Annotated in this window: 15 protein-coding genes; 8 read left to right on the forward strand and 7 right to left on the reverse strand. The window is 64.3% G+C overall.

The window, feature by feature from the left end; translation table 11 throughout:
• Nucleotide 1: 1 nt before the first annotated feature.
• Genes metH through G7078_RS09755 form a run of 4 tightly spaced genes read right to left on the reverse strand, consistent with a single transcriptional unit; the run spans nt 2 to nt 5,502 of the window.
• On the reverse strand, nt 2-2,632 hold the full coding sequence (gene metH, locus G7078_RS09740; RefSeq protein ID WP_166095511.1) for a methionine synthase: 2,631 nt from the start codon (nt 2,630-2,632) through the stop codon (nt 2-4).
• A 1-nt stretch (nt 2,633) separates the two neighbouring features.
• A complete protein-coding gene (locus G7078_RS09745) occupies nt 2,634-3,668 on the reverse strand; it encodes a homocysteine S-methyltransferase family protein (protein WP_166095514.1) in 1,035 nt (344 codons plus the stop codon).
• Entirely contained in the window at nt 3,665-4,573 is a 909-nt protein-coding gene (gene metF, locus G7078_RS09750) for a methylenetetrahydrofolate reductase [NAD(P)H] (protein ID WP_166095516.1), read from the reverse strand. Before metF ends, G7078_RS09745 begins: the two co-directional genes overlap by 4 nt.
• Nucleotides 4,570-5,502, reverse strand: a complete 933-nt coding sequence (locus G7078_RS09755; RefSeq protein WP_246166355.1) for an ArsR/SmtB family transcription factor — start codon at nt 5,500-5,502, stop codon at nt 4,570-4,572. Before G7078_RS09755 ends, metF begins: the two co-directional genes overlap by 4 nt.
• Nucleotides 5,503-5,710: 208 nt before the next feature.
• Between G7078_RS09755 and G7078_RS09760 the strand changes: the two genes are divergently transcribed.
• The gene (locus G7078_RS09760) at nt 5,711-5,974 is read left to right on the forward strand and encodes a circumsporozoite protein (RefSeq protein WP_246166356.1); all 264 of its coding nucleotides are present in this window, start codon (nt 5,711-5,713) and stop codon (nt 5,972-5,974) included.
• Between the two features lie 12 nt (nt 5,975-5,986).
• Nucleotides 5,987-6,193: a hypothetical protein gene (locus G7078_RS09765; RefSeq protein ID WP_166095520.1), complete on the forward strand. Its 207-nt coding sequence runs from the start codon at nt 5,987-5,989 to the stop codon at nt 6,191-6,193.
• A 51-nt stretch (nt 6,194-6,244) separates the two neighbouring features.
• On the opposite strand, the gene G7078_RS09770 is transcribed toward G7078_RS09765, so the two are convergent.
• The gene (locus G7078_RS09770) at nt 6,245-6,730 is read right to left on the reverse strand and encodes a hypothetical protein (RefSeq protein ID WP_166095522.1); all 486 of its coding nucleotides are present in this window, start codon (nt 6,728-6,730) and stop codon (nt 6,245-6,247) included.
• Between the two features lie 192 nt (nt 6,731-6,922).
• Between G7078_RS09770 and mdh the strand changes: the two genes are divergently transcribed.
• The 5 genes from mdh to odhB are packed head-to-tail and all read left to right on the forward strand — an operon-like array spanning nt 6,923 to nt 13,572.
• Nucleotides 6,923-7,882, forward strand: coding sequence for a malate dehydrogenase (gene mdh, locus G7078_RS09775; RefSeq protein WP_166095525.1), 960 nt, complete (start codon nt 6,923-6,925; stop codon nt 7,880-7,882).
• Nucleotides 7,883-7,914: 32 nt separating this feature from the next.
• Entirely contained in the window at nt 7,915-8,484 is a 570-nt protein-coding gene (locus G7078_RS09780; protein WP_166095527.1) for a hypothetical protein, read from the forward strand.
• A gap of 5 nt (nt 8,485-8,489) precedes the next feature.
• Nucleotides 8,490-9,374, forward strand: a complete 885-nt coding sequence (gene sucD, locus G7078_RS09785; RefSeq protein WP_166095529.1) for a succinate--CoA ligase subunit alpha — start codon at nt 8,490-8,492, stop codon at nt 9,372-9,374.
• A gap of 5 nt (nt 9,375-9,379) precedes the next feature.
• Complete coding sequence (locus tag G7078_RS09790) at nt 9,380-12,175, forward strand: 2-oxoglutarate dehydrogenase E1 component (RefSeq protein ID WP_166095531.1); 2,796 nt, start codon at nt 9,380-9,382, stop codon at nt 12,173-12,175.
• A gap of 32 nt (nt 12,176-12,207) precedes the next feature.
• Complete coding sequence (gene odhB, locus G7078_RS09795) at nt 12,208-13,572, forward strand: 2-oxoglutarate dehydrogenase complex dihydrolipoyllysine-residue succinyltransferase (RefSeq protein WP_166095533.1); 1,365 nt, start codon at nt 12,208-12,210, stop codon at nt 13,570-13,572.
• Here odhB and G7078_RS09800 read toward each other — a convergent pair.
• Nucleotides 13,569-15,074 (reverse strand): serine hydrolase domain-containing protein, encoded by a 1,506-nt coding sequence (locus G7078_RS09800; protein WP_166095536.1) that lies wholly within the window; start codon nt 15,072-15,074, stop codon nt 13,569-13,571. The two genes, odhB and G7078_RS09800, sit on opposite strands and share 4 nt — an antisense overlap.
• Here G7078_RS09800 and G7078_RS09805 point away from each other — a divergent pair.
• A complete protein-coding gene (locus G7078_RS09805; RefSeq protein ID WP_166095539.1) occupies nt 15,063-15,695 on the forward strand; it encodes a PadR family transcriptional regulator in 633 nt (210 codons plus the stop codon). The genes G7078_RS09800 and G7078_RS09805 overlap by 12 nt on opposite strands.
• A gap of 7 nt (nt 15,696-15,702) precedes the next feature.
• On the opposite strand, the gene G7078_RS09810 is transcribed toward G7078_RS09805, so the two are convergent.
• Complete coding sequence (locus G7078_RS09810) at nt 15,703-16,380, reverse strand: spermidine synthase (RefSeq protein ID WP_166095541.1); 678 nt, start codon at nt 16,378-16,380, stop codon at nt 15,703-15,705.
• Between the last annotated feature and the right edge of the window lie 3 nt (nt 16,381-16,383).

Below are 16,383 nucleotides of genomic sequence, written 5' to 3' on the forward strand. Positions count from 1 at the left end.
GCTAATCCAGGTTCGGCCGCAGCCAGCGTTCCGCCTGTTCCAACGGCACGTCGCGGCGCTCGGCATAGTCTTCGAGCTGATCGCGGCCGATCCGCGCAACGCCGAAATATTGGCTGTCGCGATGGCCGAAATAGAACCCTGAGACCGCCGAGGTCGGAAGCATCGCGAAATTCTCGGTCAGGGTCACCCCGGCCGGGTTGCCGCCAAGCATGTCGAACAGGATCGGCTTCAGGCTGTGGTCCGGGCAGGCGGGATAGCCAGGCGCCGGGCGGATGCCGTTGAATTTCTCGCGGATCAGGTCGGCGTTGCTCAGATGCTCGTCGGCATAGCCCCACAGGCGGTTGCGCACCTCGGCGTGGAGCACCTCGGCAAAGCTTTCAGCCAGGCGGTCTGACAGCGCCTTGATCAGAATGTCCGAATAATCGTCATTGGCCTCGCGGAACCGCGCGAGGTGCGGCTCCAGGCCATGGATCCCAACGGTGAACCCACCAATCCAATCTTCGCCTTCAGGATTGATGAAGTCGGCAAGGCTCATGTTCGCCCGGCCTTCGCGCTTCTTCACCTGCTGGCGAAGGAAGGGGATCCGGGTCCAGTCGTTGCCGGCCAGCACCAGCACGTCGTCGCCCTCGCGCTTGCAGCGCCACAGGCCGACCGTCGCGCTCGCCGTGAGCCAGCGTTCGTTGATGATCTGGTCGAGCATTGCCTGTGCGTCGTTGAACAGACTGGTCGCGCTTTCGCCGACGACTTCGTCCTCGAGTATCGCGGGATAATTACCCGCCAGCTCCCATGCGCGGAAGAATGGATTCCAGTCGATCGAGGCCCGCAAATCGCGCAACGGCCATTCGCCGATCTGGTGAATGCCCGGCATTTGCGGCGCCGGCGGCTGGCCGGACGGATCGAAAGCGAAGCCGTTGGCGCGGGCCTCGGCGAGGGTCGCCAACTGGTTCTGGCCGGCGTGAGCCCGCGTCTGGCGCAGCTTTTCATAATCGTCGGCGGTGGCCGCGATCAGCGGCTCGCGCTGCGTGTCGGAAACCAGCGAGGAGGCAACGCCGACGGCGCGGCTGGCGTCGAGCACGTGGATCACCGGGCCTTCGTAAGCCGGGTCGATGCGCAGCGCCGTGTGCGCCTTGCTGGTGGTCGCACCGCCGATCAGCAACGGCGTCGTCAGCCCCAGCCGCTGCATCTCGCTGGCCACCGTCACCATCTCATCCAGCGACGGCGTGATCAGCCCCGACAGGCCGATCATGTGCGCCTGGTTGTCCTTGGCCGACTGCAGGATGTCCTGCCACGGCACCATTACCCCAAGGTCGATGACCTCAAAGCCGTTGCACTGAAGCACGACGCCGACGATGTTCTTGCCGATGTCGTGAACGTCGCCCTTCACGGTCGCCATCACGACCTTGCCCTTGCCCTGGGTGGCGCCCGACTTTTCCTTTTCCGCCTCGATGAAGGGGATGAGGTGGGCGACCGCCTTCTTCATGACACGCGCCGATTTGACGACCTGCGGAAGGAACATCTTGCCCGATCCGAACAGGTCGCCGACGACGTTCATGCCGTCCATCAGCGGGCCTTCGATCACATGGATCGGGCGTCCGCCTTCGGCGTCGACCAATTGGCGCGCTTCCTCGGTGTCGGCGACGATGTCGGCATCGATGCCCTTCACCAGCGCATAGGACAGCCGTTCCCTGACCGGTAGCGAGCGCCATTCGGCGGCCGCCTTTTCGGCCACTTCGTCGGTGCCCCTGAAGCGCTCGGCGAGCACGATCAGCCGCTCGGTCGAATCCTCGCGGCGATCGAGGATCACATCCTCGCAGGCTTCGCGAAGTTCGGGGTCGATGGCGTCATAAACGTCGAGCTGGCCGGCGTTGACGATGGCCATATCCATCCCTGCGGGAATGGCGTGATAAAGGAAGACGCTGTGCATCGCGCGGCGCACCGGTTCATTGCCGCGGAACGAGAAACTGAGGTTCGACAGGCCGCCGGAAATGTGGACCCCGGGGCAGCGGCGGCGGATTTCGCGCGTCGCCTCGATGAAATCGATCGCATAGCGGCGATGCTCGTCGATGCCAGTGGCTACGGCGAAGACGTTGGGGTCGAAGATGATGTCCTGCGGCTCGGTCCCGTCCTCGACCAGCAATTTGTAAGCCCGCTCGCAGATGCTGACCTTGCGTTCGGCCGTGTCGGCCTGCCCGATTTCGTCGAACGCCATGACGACGACGGCGGCGCCATAGGCCCGGCACTTGCGCGCCAGTTCAAGGAACGGCTCCTCGCCTTCCTTCATGCTGATCGAATTGACGATCGGCTTGCCGGACACGCACTTGAGGCCAGCCTCGATCACGCTCCATTTGGAACTGTCGATCATCACCGGCACCCGGGCGATGTCCGGCTCTGCGGCGATCCGCTTGAGGAAGATCGTCATCGCCTGCTCACTGTCGAGCAAGGCTTCGTCCATGTTGACGTCGACGATCTGGGCGCCGTTCTCGACCTGCTGGCGAGCGACTTCGACCGCCGCGTCATAGTCGCCGGCAAGCACAAGTTTCTTGAATTTGGCGGAGCCGGTGACGTTGGTGCGCTCGCCGACGTTGACGAAGCGCGCGCCGGCGGCGGCCTGACCTACTGCTGAAGCTTCCATGTCAGGCAGCGATGACCATCGGTTCAAGCCCGGCGAGCAGCGTGTGCCGCGGCGCTTGCGCAATGCCGCGCGGCGGTTGGCCGGCCGCGGTTCGAGCAATCGCCGCAATGTGAGCCGGGGTCGTTCCGCAGCAGCCGCCGACGATGTTTACCAGCCCGTCGTCGATCCATTCGCGCACCTGCGCCGCGGTCTGTTCGGCCGCTTCGTCATATTCGCCAAGCTCGTTGGGCAGGCCGGCATTGGGGTAAGCCATGACCAGCGTGTCCGCCTGCTTGGCGAGCGAGGCCAGGTGCGGGCGAAGCTGGGCCGCCCCGAACGAGCAGTTGAGGCCGATGGTCACCGGCTTTGCGTGGCGCACGGACGCCCAGAATGCCTCGACCGTATGGCCGGACAGGTTGCGCCCGGACAGGTCGGTCAGCGTCATCGAAATCATCAGCGGGAGCGCCCGGCCAAGCGCCTGCTCGGCCTCCAGGGTCGCCATGATCGCGGCCTTGGCGTTGAGCGTGTCGAAGATCGTCTCGATGAGGATGAAGTCGACGCCGCCTTCGACCAGCGCGTCGATTTGCTCCCGGTAAACCGACTTCACCGTGTCGAAATCGACCTCGCGATAGCCCGGGTCGTTGACGTCGGGCGAAAGCGAGAGGGTCTTGTTGGTCGGCCCGAGCGCGCCGGCCACCCAGCGCTGCTTGCCATCGGCGTCAGCGACTTCGCGCGTGATCCGCGCGGCCGCGATGTTGATCCGCTCGACCAGGGCTTCGGCGCCGTAATCGGCCTGGCTGATGCGGTTGGCGTTGAACGTATTGGTCGCCAGCACATCGGCGCCGGCATCGGCGAAACTGCGGCAGATCGACGTCACGACGTCGGGCCGGGACAGGTTCAAAAGGTCGTTGTTGCCGCGTTGGTCCTTGAGCAGGTCGAGCCCGCCGCAATAATCCTCGCCCTTCAACTTTCGATCCTGGACCGACGTCCCATAGGCGCCGTCCTTGACCAGGATCCGCTTGGCCGCTTCGGCGCGAAGCTGCGCTGCGGCGCTCATGCTTTGGCCCTCACGCCGAGCAAGTGGCAAATCGCATAGCTAAGCTCCGCGCGGTTGAGGGTGTAGAAATGGAAGTGGCGGACGCCGCCGGCGTAAAGCTGGCCGCACAGCTCCGCGGCGACGGTGCCGGCAATCAGCTGCCGGGCAGCGGGAAGCTCGTCCAGGCCTTCGAACGATTGATTGAGCCAGTCGGGGATCGCGGCCCCGCATTGGCCGGCAAAGCGGCGCGTCGTCGCGACGTTGGTCACCGGCAGGATTCCGGGCACGATTTCGATATCGATCCCGGCGGCGGCGACATCGTCCTGGAAGCGGAAAAAGGAATCGGCCGAGAAAAAGAATTGGGTGATCGCCCGGTCCGCCCCGGCGTCGACCTTGCGCTTGAGATTGTCGAGGTCCGCGGCGCGGCTGCCGCTGTCCGGGTGCATTTCGGGATAAGCGGCAACCGAAACATCGAACGGCGCGACCTGCTTGAGCCCGGCAACGAGCTCCGCGGCGTTAGCGTAGCCTTCGGGGTGCGGCTCGAACCTGGCGCCGGCTTCCGGCGGATCGCCACGTAGCGCGACCAGGTGCCGGACGCCGAGGTCCCAATATTCGCGGGCAACGGCGTCGACTTCCTCCCGCGACGCGGCAACGCAGGTCAGGTGCGCGGCCGGGGTCAGCTCGGTCTCGGTCAGGATGCGCTCGACCGTCGCGTGCGTGCGCTCACGGGTCGAACCGCCCGCGCCGTAGGTGACCGAGACGAAGCGCGGCCGCAGCGGCGCCAGCGTCTGGATCGACTGCCACAAGGTTTCGCCCATGGCGTCGCTCTTGGGCGGGAAGAATTCGAAGCTCAGCTCGATATCGCCGCGCGCCTCGGCGAACAAAGGGATGCAACTTCGCGCCGGAAGTTGTTCAGGCAGGTTCATGCTGCTGCTTTCTTGCGCAGCGCGGCCTTCGAGCCGAGCCACAGGGTCACGGTCAGCTCGCCGCCTTCCAAATGCTGGACTTGGTCCAGCGTCAGGCCGGCGGCGTCGAACCAGCCGGCCATCACATCGTCGGCAAAGCCGAGCCGGAGATGAGCGTCGCGGAGGCGAAGCTCCTCCTGCTGGTGGGCTGCAAAATCCACGATCAGCAAGGTCCCGCCGGGCGCGAGCACCCGCGCTGCCTCCTCGATCGCGACCGCCGGGGCGTGCGCATAATGAAGAACCTGGTGGATGATGATGCTGTCGGCGCTCCCATCAACGAGCGGCAAGGCGTACATGTCGCCCTGGCGAAGGCTGGAGGCGACGCCCGCGCTATCCAGCTTGGCGCGGGCCAGCCGGAGCATTTCCGAAGAGCGGTCGATGCCGATTGCCTGCTCGGCCCGCGGCCCGAACAATTCGATCATCCGGCCGGTGCCGGTGCCGATGTCGACCAGTCGGCCGAGACGGCGATCGGCCAGCGCGCCGTCGATCGCCCGCTCGACCTCTGTCTCCGCAACATGCAGTGAGCGGATCGAATCCCACACTTCGGCATGGGCGGCGAAATAGCGCTCGGCGGCTTCGGCGCGTTCGGCGCGGATGGCGTCGAGGTGCAACGAGTCAGCATCGAACACCCGCCTGGTCGCCGGGTCGTTCCAGGCGTCGATAAGCGCCAGCAGTGGGTCGGTGCGCTTCGGATCGGCGATCGCCAGGAACACCCAGCTGCCTTCCTTGCGCCGGTCGACGACGCCGGCATCGGCAAGAATCCGCACATGGCGGGACACCCGGGGCTGGCTCTGTTCAAGCAATTGCGCGAGCTCGCCAACCGACAATTCCATGCGCGAAAGCAACGCGAGGATCCGCAGCCGCGTTGGGTCGGCAAGTGCTTGAAACATTTCGGCAAGAGGAAGGGCGTTCATGAGTGCCGAAGGACATATAAAGAAAACTTTATATGGTCAAACGGCGACTCGTCCGATTCAGCCCGTGCTCAAGCCGATTGCACGGCGGTGACCGTCACTATATTGGCCCGCGCTGGCCTGCGCGATTCGCGCGCCAGGCCGAGCCCACAGCCCAAGGGGGCTAGTTTTAGGGAGTGGAACGATCATGAAGAAATTTGCACTGACCGTTGCGGTCCTTTCGCTCGGCCTTGCCGCTTGCGACAAGAACGACGCGACCGACAACGCCGCCGCCAACGACACCGCTGTCGAGAATGCTGCGGAAAATGACATCAACGCGGCTGGCAACACCACCGAAAACGCTGCTGGCAACGCGCTCGACGCCGCCAGCAACGCCATCGACAACGCGAGCAACGCGGTCGAGAACGCCGGTGAAGCCGTCGAGAACGCTTCTGATAACGCCGCCAACTAAGGCGTTCGACGAATGAACAAGGGCCGCATGCCTGTATTGGCGCGCGGCCCTTTTTTTTGCCTGCTGCTCGCATCCTGCCAGCCGCAAACGACGCCAGGCGCCGAGGAAAACCGGCAATTGGACGACGCCGCGACGATGCTGGATTCCGCCCCCGCGACGCTCAATGCAATCGATCGCAATGACGTCGCAGAGCCCGAAAATCCTGACGCCGCGCCCTAACAAAAGAGGCCGCCCCTTTCAGAGCGGCCCCTTCCGTAGATTACTAGTAGGCTAAAGGATCGCGTCGATGATCCGGGTAATCAGGCTCGTCCGCGGATCCACCTGATAGATGACGTTGTTGCGGTAGATGTACCGATAGTCATCATCCAGCGCGTAGCGGTCGATCAGCGTGTCGGGGATATTCCCGTACGGCGTATAGTAGCGATAGTTGGTCGGCACGCGCTGGCCATCGCGGAACATGCGCTTGGCCTGTCCCGGCGGGACGCAGGACGGGCTCTTCTTGGCCAAGCCGGGCGGGCACAACATGCTGCCGTAGCGGCGGGCAAGCGCTTCGTCCCGATCGTCGATGCCGTTGCGGTTGCGATCGCGTAGCGACGCGTAGCGGGCCTTGTGCACATGTTTCGAGTGCGCCTTGCCGCCGTGCTTCATCGCGGCCTGGGAATTGCCGTGGCCACCGCCGTGGTTGCCGGGCTTGGCGACGGCCGGGCCGGCAATCGCCAGCGTCGCCGCACCGATCATTAGGGCAAGTGTCTTCATCTAAATCGTCCTCAAATCGGGAAGTGTCGGTGCTGGAACGATTGAGGCAGCGGCAGAGTTGCCTCGTTCAACTGCGGGAAAGGATCGGGCGGTTGCCCCTTTACCGCCTGAACGCTAAGCGAACGCCGCCCCCCAAGGCCGGAAACTGTCATTGACCGGCCGCCACTGACAGAAAGGTTCGAAACCAGCCCCATGGCTCGTCGCAAAATCGCGTTGATCGGCGCCGGAATGATCGGCGGAACCCTCGCTCACCTCGCCGCGATGCGGGAGCTCGGCGACATCGTCCTGTTCGACATCGCCGAGGGGATTCCTGAAGGCAAAGGCCTCGACATTGCGCAGGCCGGACCCGTCGATGGTTTCGATGCCAGGCTGAAGGGCACGTCCGATTACGCCGACATCGCCGGCGCCGACGTGTGCATCGTCACCGCCGGCATCGCCCGCAAGCCCGGGATGAGCCGCGACGATCTCATCGGCATCAACCTCAAGGTGATGAAAGCCGTCGGCGAAGGCATCAAGGCGAACGCCCCTGACAGCTTCGTCATCTGCATCACCAACCCGCTCGACGCGATGGTCTGGGCGCTGCGCGAGTTTTCGGGGCTTCCGCACAACAAGGTCGTCGGCATGGCCGGCGTCCTCGACAGCGCTCGCTTCCGCCACTTCCTGGCCGAGGAGTTCAACGTCTCGGTCGAGGACGTGACCGCCTTCGTGCTCGGCGGCCACGGCGACACGATGGTCCCGGTCGTCGAATATTCGACGGTCGCCGGGATCCCGATCCCCGACCTAATCAAGATGGGCTGGTCGACGCAGGAAAAGATCGACGCCATCGTCAAGCGCACGCGCGGCGGCGGCGGCGAGATCGTTGCCCTGCTGAAGACCGGCAGCGCCTATTATGCGCCGGCCACCAGCGCCATCGCGATGGCCGAGAGCTACCTCAAGGACAAAAAGCGGGTGCTTCCCGCGGCCGCCCACCTGACCGGCCAATATGGCGTCGATGACCTCTACGTCGGAGTTCCGGTGGTGATCGGCGAAGGCGGCGTCGAGCGCATCGTCGAAATCGCGCTCAACGATGAAGCCAAGCAGAACTTCCAGGTCAGCGTCGACGCGGTGAAGGAACTGCTCGAGGCGTGCAAAGCCATCGACGGCTCGCTGTAGAAATGACGTTGACCGGCGTTCTGTCAGTTTTCTTGGCGACGATTTCCGTCCCTCAAGGAACTGGCCCGAATGTATCGGGCCTGCCGGCGCCGGTCATCTTTGAAAAAGCATGTCTCGAGGGGAGCATTGCCTTGCCGCGAGACCAGACGAGCCTGACAACTTATCGCCGCTTACCGATGGCTGCCCGGCAGACGATTGGCAAGACGGAGACGGCACACTCGGGTCCAAACGACTATTTCGCGCCCGCGGCAGAGAAGGTGCCCAACTCCATCTATCAAATCGGGAGCAAACGAACCCTCTTCTTCATAGCTCCGAAGTCAGATGGCCCTGTTATCGCAGTGCCGTCTGGCGAGCGGCTCTACGCGACGTCGTGTGCGGTCCTGTGGCGTGGCAAAGACTTCGCTGCCGCCGCCGCCGCAATCTTGCCTGGTGGCGGACCCTTTCTGGATTTCGGTAACAGCATGCTTCCTTCAGGCAACCCTTCAAGGTCCGGTTACGTCACTCGGACGACTGGCGGTTTTAAGCTCACGGCAGCGGCATATGAAGGTTGGATCGTCATGCGGGCCTTCCCATTGCCTCAAAACACCTCAGGAAAAGATTGAACTCCATGTCGATTCTCGTGAACCGCAACACCAAGGTCATCACCCAAGGGATGACCGGTGAAACAGGCACTTTTCACACCCAGCAGGCGCTCGCTTACGGCACGCAGATGGTCGCGGGCGTCACGCCGGGCAAAGGCGGGACCACCCACCTCGACCTGCCGGTGTTCGACACCGTCGCGGAGGCCGTAGACGCGACCGGCGCCGACGCGTCTGTCGTCTATGTGCCGCCGCCCTTCGCCGCGGACTCCATCCTTGAAGCCATCGACGCGCAAGTGCCGCTGATTGTCTGCATCACCGAAGGCATTCCCGTGCTCGACATGGTCAAGGTCAAGCGCGCGCTGTCCGGCTCCAAGTCGCGGCTGATCGGCCCCAATTGCCCCGGCGTGCTCACGCCGGAGGAATGCAAGATCGGAATCATGCCTGGCAACATCTTCAAGAAGGGCAGCGTCGGCGTCGTCAGCCGTTCCGGCACACTGACCTATGAAGCGGTGTTCCAGACCAGCAACGAAGGCCTTGGCCAGACCACCGCGGTCGGCATCGGCGGCGACCCGGTCAACGGCACCAACTTCATCGACGTGCTAGAGCTGTTCCTGGCCGACGACGCAACCAAGTCGATCATCATGATTGGCGAAATCGGCGGCAGCGCGGAAGAAGACGCGGCGCAATTCCTGGCGGACGAGGCGAAGCGCGGCCGCAAGAAGCCGACCGTCGGCTTCATCGCCGGACGGACCGCCCCTCCCGGGCGTCGCATGGGTCACGCCGGGGCGATCGTCGCCGGCGGCAAGGGCGGCGCCGAAGACAAGATCGCGGCGATGCAGGCGGCTGGAATAACGGTCTCCCCAAGCCCATCTGAGCTTGGCCGCACGCTTGCGGAGCTGTTGAAAGGTTAGTTCGCGTGGTCGCCGGAGCAAGCGAGGACATCGAGCGCGGCCCTAGCTGGGCGCGAGCCAACTGGCCGCTGGCGGAGCTCGACGAGGTCAATCTTGGCCTCGATCCGACCGAGGCGACGATCGCGGCCGTGCGCAAGGGCGCCGCCAAGGACGCCGCGGCGGGCACTGCCGATCCCGATGCCATTCGCCGCGCCGCCGAGGATTCGATCCGGGCGATGATGCTGGTCCGTACCTATCGCGTGCGCGGGCACCTTGCGGCCAAGCTCGATCCGCTCGGGATCCACCGTAGCGACATTCCGGCCGACCTGACGCCCGCCTATCACGGCTTTTCCGAAGCGGACCTCGACCGTCCGATCTGGCTTGGCGGGACGCTTGGCTTCGAACGGGCCACCGTGCGCGAAATCGTCGACTGCCTGCGGGCCAATTACTGCGGCACCATCGGCGTCGAATATATGCACATCAACGACCTGGAGGAGCGCCGCTTCATCCAGGAGCGGATCGAGGGCGCCAAAACCGTCGATTTCACTCGCGAGGGCAAGCAGGCGATTCTCGCCAAGGTGATCGAAGCCGAGCAGTGGGAGAAATTCCTCGCCCGCAAATATGTCGGCACCAAGCGCTTCGGCCTCGACGGCGGCGAAAGCGCCATTCCCGCACTTGAGGCGGTGATCAAATATGGCGGGCAGCTGGGCGTGGAGGAAATCGACGTCGGCATGGCCCACCGCGGCCGGCTCAACGTGCTGTCGAACGTGATGGGCAAGCCCTACCGCGCGATCTTCCACGAGTTCGCCGGCGGAGCGACCAACCCGGCCGATGTCGGCGGGTCGGGCGACGTCAAATATCACCTCGGAACGTCTTCGGACCGGGAGTTCGACGGCAACAAGGTGCATTTGTCGCTGCTGCCGAACCCGTCGCACCTGGAAGCGGTGGACCCGGTCGTGCTTGGCAAGGCGCGCGCGGTGATGACGGCCAAGGGCGACAAGCATGGCAAGACGGTGCTTCCGATCCTGCTTCACGGCGACGCCGCCTTCGCCGGCCAGGGCGTGGTGTGGGAATGCCTGAGCTTCTCGGGCCTGCCCGGTTATGGCACCGGCGGCACCATCCACTTCATCATCAACAACCAGGTCGGGTTCACCACCAGCCCGCAATATGCGCGCTCCTCGCCCTACCCTTCGGACGTCGCCAAGGGCGTCCAGGCGCCGATCCTGCACGTCAACGGCGACGATCCGGAAGCGGTCACTTTCTGCTGCAAGCTGGCGACCGAGTTCCGCCAGGCGTTCGGCCGCGACATCGTTATCGACATGTGGTGCTATCGCCGCTTCGGCCACAATGAAGGCGACGAGCCCAGCTTCACCCAGCCGCAAATGTATTCCGAAATCCGGCAGCATCCGCCGATCAGCGAGATTTACGGCAAGCGGCTGGCCGACGAGGGGGTGATCGACCAGGACTGGATCGGCAAGCACATCGGCGCTTTCACCGCCCGCCTCAACGAGGACTTTGAAGCCGCGGTAAGCTACCTGCCCAACAAGGCGGACTGGTTCGAAGGCCGGTGGTCCGGCTTCGGCAAGCCGACCGAGCCGGTGCTCGGACGGCGCAACATCAAGACGGCGGTTTCCGAAGACCTGTTCCGGCACGTCGGCAAGCATTTGACGACGGTTCCCGCCGACCTTGCCATTCACAAGACGCTCGGCCGGATCCTGGAAGCCAAGGCGGCGATGTTCGCCAGCGGCGAGGGCTTCGACTGGGCGACCGCCGAAGCGCTCGCCTTCGGCACGCTGGTGGCGGAAAAGCATAATGTCCGCCTGTCCGGGCAGGACAGCGGCCGCGGCACCTTCAGCCAGCGTCACGCCGTCTGGGTCGACCAAGATAGCGGCGCCAAGTTCATCCCCATCGATTCGATCGAGGGCGGCCGCTTCGAAGTGCGCGATTCCCCATTGTCGGAATTTGGGGTGCTCGGCTTTGAATATGGCTATTCGCTCGCCGACCCGCGCACGCTGGTGTGCTGGGAAGCGCAGTTCGGCGATTTCGCCAACGGCGCGCAGACGATCATCGACCAGTTCATCGCCTCGGGCGAAGCCAAGTGGCTGCGCGCCAGCGGCCTCGTCATGCTTCTGCCCCACGGCTTCGAGGGCCAGGGGCCGGAGCACAGCTCCGCGCGGCTGGAACGCTACCTGCAGCTATGCGCCGAGGATAATATCCAGGTCGCCAACTGCACGACGCCGGCCAATTACTTCCACATCCTTCGCCGCCAGCTGCTGCGCGAGTTCCGCAAGCCGCTGGTGATGATGACGCCCAAGTCGCTGCTCCGGCACAAGCTGGCGGTGTCGCGGGCCGAGGAATTCACCGGCGAGAGCCACTTCAAGCGCTTGTTGAGCGACCTCGCCCCGCCCGCGGAGGGCGCGACCACGCGGCTTGTGCTGTGTTCGGGCAAGCTCGGCTATGAGTTGATGGAGGCGCGCGACGCGGCGGGCGACAACGGCACCGAAGTCGTCCGGGTCGAGCAGCTTTATCCTTTCCCGTCGGAGCCGCTGGTGAGCCGCCTGCGGGCAATGACGAAGCTTGAGGACGTCGTCTGGGCGCAGGAAGAGCCGCGCAACAACGGCGCCTGGTTCTTCGTCGAGGCGTTGATCGAGGAGTGCCTGGGCCAGGCCGGCTTCACGGGCATGCGTCCCCGCTATGCCGGCCGCTCGGCCTCCGCATCGCCGGCGACCGGGCTGGCGAAGCGGCACGCGTCGGAACAGGCGGCCTTGATTGCCGACGCACTGGGGCATAGCAGCCCGGCAAAGGCGCGGGCATCCGCGTAGGCGCTTCGGCGCACAGGAGAGACAGGAGTATCATGGCCACCGACGTCAAAGTGCCGACCCTCGGGGAATCGATCACCGAAGGTACGCTCGCGCAGTGGCTGAAAAAGGCGGGCGATACGGTCGCCGCCGACGAGCCGATCGCCAGCCTTGAGACCGACAAGGTCACCGTCGAAGTGCCCTCCCCAATGGCGGGCGTGCTGGCGGAAACGCTGGTCAACGAAGGCGACACGGTCGCGGTCGGCGCGCTGATCGCCCGGATCGACGAAAGCGGCGCTGGTGCAGCCCCCGCCGCACCGGCTGAAAAGCCCGCCGACACGCCGGCCGAACAAGGCGCGGAATCCTCTCCGACCAATCCGGCGGGCGCGGGCGAAAATCCGGGCCTTCGCGGCTCCGAGCACGCGCCGGAGGTCCAGCCGGGCCAGGATGGCGGCGAGGCCAGCGCGTCCGACCAGATCATGACCATGTCGCCCGCGGTTCGCCGCGCCGTGCTTGAACATCACATCGACCCCACGACCATCAAAGGCACCGGCAAGGACGGCCGCCTGACCAAGGACGACGTGCTTGCGGCGGTCGAAGCGAAGAAGAACAGTGCTCCTGCGCAGGCAGGAGCCCAGACCGAGGCGAAAGCCTCGCCATCCCCAGCACAAGCAGCGCCCGCTGCGCGGTCGGACTGGACCCCTGCCTCCGCAGGGGCACAGCGCAAGGAAGAACGCGTCCGCATGTCTCGCCTCCGCCAGACGGTCGCCAAGCGGCTGAAGGAAGCGCAGAACACCGCGGCATTGCTGACCACCTTCAACGACGTCGACATGTCGGCGGTCATCGAGGCGCGCGCCAAGTATAAGGATCTGTTCGAGAAGAAGCACGGCATCCGCCTCGGCTTCATGGGCTTCTTCGTCAAAGCCGTGGCGCTCGCCGCCCGCGACGTTCCCTCGGTCAACGCCAGCATCGAAGGCGACGAGATCGTCTATCGCGACTACCTCGACGTCTCAGTCGCCGTTTCCGCGCCGAAGGGCCTGGTCGTGCCCGTCGTGCGCAACGCCGACGCCATGAGCTTTGCCGAGATCGAAAAGAGCATCGCCGACTTCGGCAAGCGCGCCAAGGAAGGCACGCTGTCGATGGAGGACATGACCGGCGGCACCTTCACCATCTCCAACGGCGGCGTGTTCGGCTCGCTGCTGTCGACCCCGATCATCAACCCGCCGCAGTCGGCCGTGCTGGGCATGCACCGCATCGAGGAGCGGCCGGTGGTCAAGGACGGCCAGATCGTCGCCCGCCCGATGATGTACCTGGCGCTAAGCTACGACCACCGCCTGATCGACGGCCGCGAGGCGGTGACATTCCTCGTCCGGGTCAAGGAAGCGATCGAGGACCCGACGCGGTTGCTGATCGATCTCTAGCGCCTTTTCCGCTGCGAATTTTCTGCCGGAACAAGGTCCAGGATAAACTCGGCAACCGGAAAGCAAGCGCGTTGACCGGAATTTGAGAGAACCACAAAAGTGTAAGGCGCCTCAGCGTCTTCGATCTGCCGCCATTCGGTGCAGACCCCGGCCGTATTACCCCCGTGACCAAGGATTTTACGGCCTACCCCAACTACCCAGTCGTCACTGCCAACGTTGAAACCAAGGCCGCGCATTGGTGCACCCAACTCCGGGTGTGCACTCGCCATGGTCCTCAAAGTCGAAGGCCGAATGAGCCGACCTGAACGGAGGGCTTCGCTGAACCGGAAGATGTCGGGCGCTGAAGAGTAGGCGCCGCCAAACGGAACGGCTCGGGGAGCCACGTAGAGCCTGCCGTCGACAAAGCTGGGTCGATCCCAAGCTGGTAGCGGCTCATACGCGTAAGCAAGCGAGGTGACGAAATCGTAGCGATCGGTTCCCACGGTCGCCATGCCGGCGGGCTTGAAGACGTGATCGCGGACGAAATCGTAATAGCTTTGCCCCGACACGACCTCAATGACTCGGCCGAGCAGGAGGAAACCGAGATTGTTATACTCGTATCGCGTCCCCGGCTTCCATTGGAGGTCATTCCTTGGCGCCTCAGATATCAATTCGGCGACCGAAAGCGCACGCGTGGGGCTCCGGGGCCCCGGGGGATAGGGCGTATTCGTAAGGCCGGATGTGTGCGTCAGGAGGTGCTTCAGGGTGATTTGGGAAGCTGCGGCGTCGTTTGGAAAACCCGGCACATATTTGTTGAGCGTGTCATCCCAGGAAACGCGTCCCCTTTCGACTAACTGTGCGAGCGCGACCGCGGTAAAGATTTTGGTGATCGATCCGAGGTTGAAACGGGTGTTGACCGCGTTTGGCACGCCGAATCTTCGCTCCGCGAGACCGTAAGCTTTGGCATGCAGGACATGGCCTTCACGGGCGAGCAGTACCGTGCCCGAAAAATAGCCGGTCTTGGCTAATCGGCTGACAAAGTTGTCGAGCATCGTGACACGCTGCGCATCGCTAAGATCTTTGCTGATCTGACCTGATAAGGTTCGGGGGGTGCCGATGTCCGCGATCTTTGCCGGCGCGCTTCGATCGACCTCGACCGCAATTGCGCGCAGTCGCCCGGTTAGGCCGCTCCGAACGACCGCAACCGCCTCTGTCGGAGACACACGGTCGATCCGGTCAATCGTAATGGTGCCGAGTTCGTGGCGAAGAATCTCCATGTCCTCCAGCCGGTCGTCCTTCCCGACCCGTTCCAGTGCGGCCGCGGAGAAGCTTTCCGAGATGTAACGCCGCGCATTCATTTCGCTTGAGCCGCCCACGATTTCGATGACTTCGCGGGCGCGTTGTTCGACTGTGATCGGTTTCAGTCCAACTGTGTGAGACCCGGTCTCATCGACGTTCATCTGCGCCGCAGCGACTGGCGATGCTGAGCACAATAGTGCAGCAGCAATACGATGAGCGATCATATCGAAAACCCTTCCGTAGATATTGCGAATCGCAATATGCGAGAAACGGCTGCAGCTGCAAGTTTGACCGAGCTGGAAGGGGTCATCCTGGGCATCGTTTGGAGCCGGCAGCCGTGCTCCGCTTACGTGGTCGTCAAACGCTTCCAGAGGTCTACGACTTGGGGCTGGTCGTCGAGCACGGGAGCGATTTACCCGGCGATCCGGCGGCTAATTACTCGTGGATTGCTTGATGGCGAGCCAGAGGCGCGCACCGGACGCAAGGCGATCGAACTATCCCTGACTGCCGAGGGGCTTCATAGCCTCCGTGATTGGATCGACGGCCTTGCGGACGAAATGGCGAGCGCGGGGATCGACCCGATCCGCTCCCGCGCCAACTATTTGGCTGCACTTGAACCGGACGCCCGCGAGGCGTTCATCTGTCGCGCGGAGAGGATCACGCGGGCGCGGCTGCGTGTCGTCGAGCAGAACCCGCCAGACCTCAATGCGAGAGACAATTGGACGCTCGAGGCGGCGAACGTCGGGGTCGCGCTTGCGCTCAAAGCGCGGCTACAATGGCTCAAAGAACTCCGCCGGTTGATGCGGCAAGCTGGCCGTTCCGGGGTAAAGCAGGACCCACGATAGTCACTGTCTAGAAGTTCTTATGCTCCGCTAACCAGATCGTGTGTTGCGCGCCTTTACCGTTGCTGCGGGCGCGGACCTGAGTTGAAGTCGCGGCGAAACCGTTGGCGTTAAGCCTTTTCGTGAAGGCGGGGTCGTCGGCTGCCGACCAGATGGCGAGGATGCCGCCGCGCACCAGCGCTGCCTTTCCTGCTGCGAGCCCTGCGGCTGAGTAGAGGCCGTCATTCGCTGCCCGCGTCAGGCCGTCGGGGCCGTTGTCGACATCGAGAAGGATCGCGTCGTAGCTGCCGCGCCTCTCCGCGATCACCGCCGCGACATCGCCTTCGATCACGGTCACGCGCGGGTCGTCGAGGCAGCCGGCGGTCAGCTCGGCCATCGGCCCGCGCGCCCAGGCGATGATTTCCGGCACCAGCTCCGCCACCACCACCGAAGCTCCGGCCGGAAGCACTTTCAGCGCCGCTCGGAGCGTGAAGCCCATGCCGTAGCCGCCGATCAGCAGCCGCGGGTTCGTCCGGTTCCTCAACCGCGCGACGGTCAGCGTCGCAAGCTGCTCTTCCGACCCGCTCATCCGGCTGTTCATCAGCTCGTTGCGGTCGAGGACAATCATATAGTCGCGGTCGCGGCGGAACAGGCGCAGCTCCTCGCCGCCCGGCACCTGCGCGGTCGCCAGCAGCTCGCGGACTTTCATTGC

It is taken from the genome of Sphingomonas sinipercae (assembly GCF_011302055.1).
Lineage (GTDB): Bacteria > Pseudomonadota > Alphaproteobacteria > Sphingomonadales > Sphingomonadaceae > Sphingomicrobium > Sphingomicrobium sinipercae.

Excerpts from the sequence above, each read along its gene's own strand:
- metH (WP_166095511.1), bottom strand. The coding sequence starts at position 2,632 with ATGGAAGCTTCAGCAGTAGGTCAGGCCGCCGCCGGCGCGCGCTTCGTC.
- G7078_RS09745 (WP_166095514.1), bottom strand. The coding sequence starts at position 3,668 with ATGAGCGCCGCAGCGCAGCTTCGCGCCGAAGCGGCCAAGCGGATCCTG.
- metF (WP_166095516.1), bottom strand. The coding sequence starts at position 4,573 with ATGAACCTGCCTGAACAACTTCCGGCGCGAAGTTGCATCCCTTTGTTC.
- G7078_RS09755 (WP_246166355.1), bottom strand. The coding sequence starts at position 5,502 with ATGTTTCAAGCACTTGCCGACCCAACGCGGCTGCGGATCCTCGCGTTG.
- G7078_RS09760 (WP_246166356.1), top strand. The coding sequence starts at position 5,711 with ATGAAGAAATTTGCACTGACCGTTGCGGTCCTTTCGCTCGGCCTTGCC.
- G7078_RS09765 (WP_166095520.1), top strand. The coding sequence starts at position 5,987 with ATGAACAAGGGCCGCATGCCTGTATTGGCGCGCGGCCCTTTTTTTTGC.
- G7078_RS09770 (WP_166095522.1), bottom strand. The coding sequence starts at position 6,730 with ATGAAGACACTTGCCCTAATGATCGGTGCGGCGACGCTGGCGATTGCC.
- mdh (WP_166095525.1), top strand. The coding sequence starts at position 6,923 with ATGGCTCGTCGCAAAATCGCGTTGATCGGCGCCGGAATGATCGGCGGA.
- sucD (WP_166095529.1), top strand. The coding sequence starts at position 8,490 with ATGTCGATTCTCGTGAACCGCAACACCAAGGTCATCACCCAAGGGATG.
- odhB (WP_166095533.1), top strand. The coding sequence starts at position 12,208 with ATGGCCACCGACGTCAAAGTGCCGACCCTCGGGGAATCGATCACCGAA.
- G7078_RS09805 (WP_166095539.1), top strand. The coding sequence starts at position 15,063 with ATGAGCGATCATATCGAAAACCCTTCCGTAGATATTGCGAATCGCAAT.
- G7078_RS09800 (WP_166095536.1), bottom strand. The coding sequence starts at position 15,074 with ATGATCGCTCATCGTATTGCTGCTGCACTATTGTGCTCAGCATCGCCA.
- G7078_RS09810 (WP_166095541.1), bottom strand. The coding sequence starts at position 16,380 with ATGAAAGTCCGCGAGCTGCTGGCGACCGCGCAGGTGCCGGGCGGCGAG.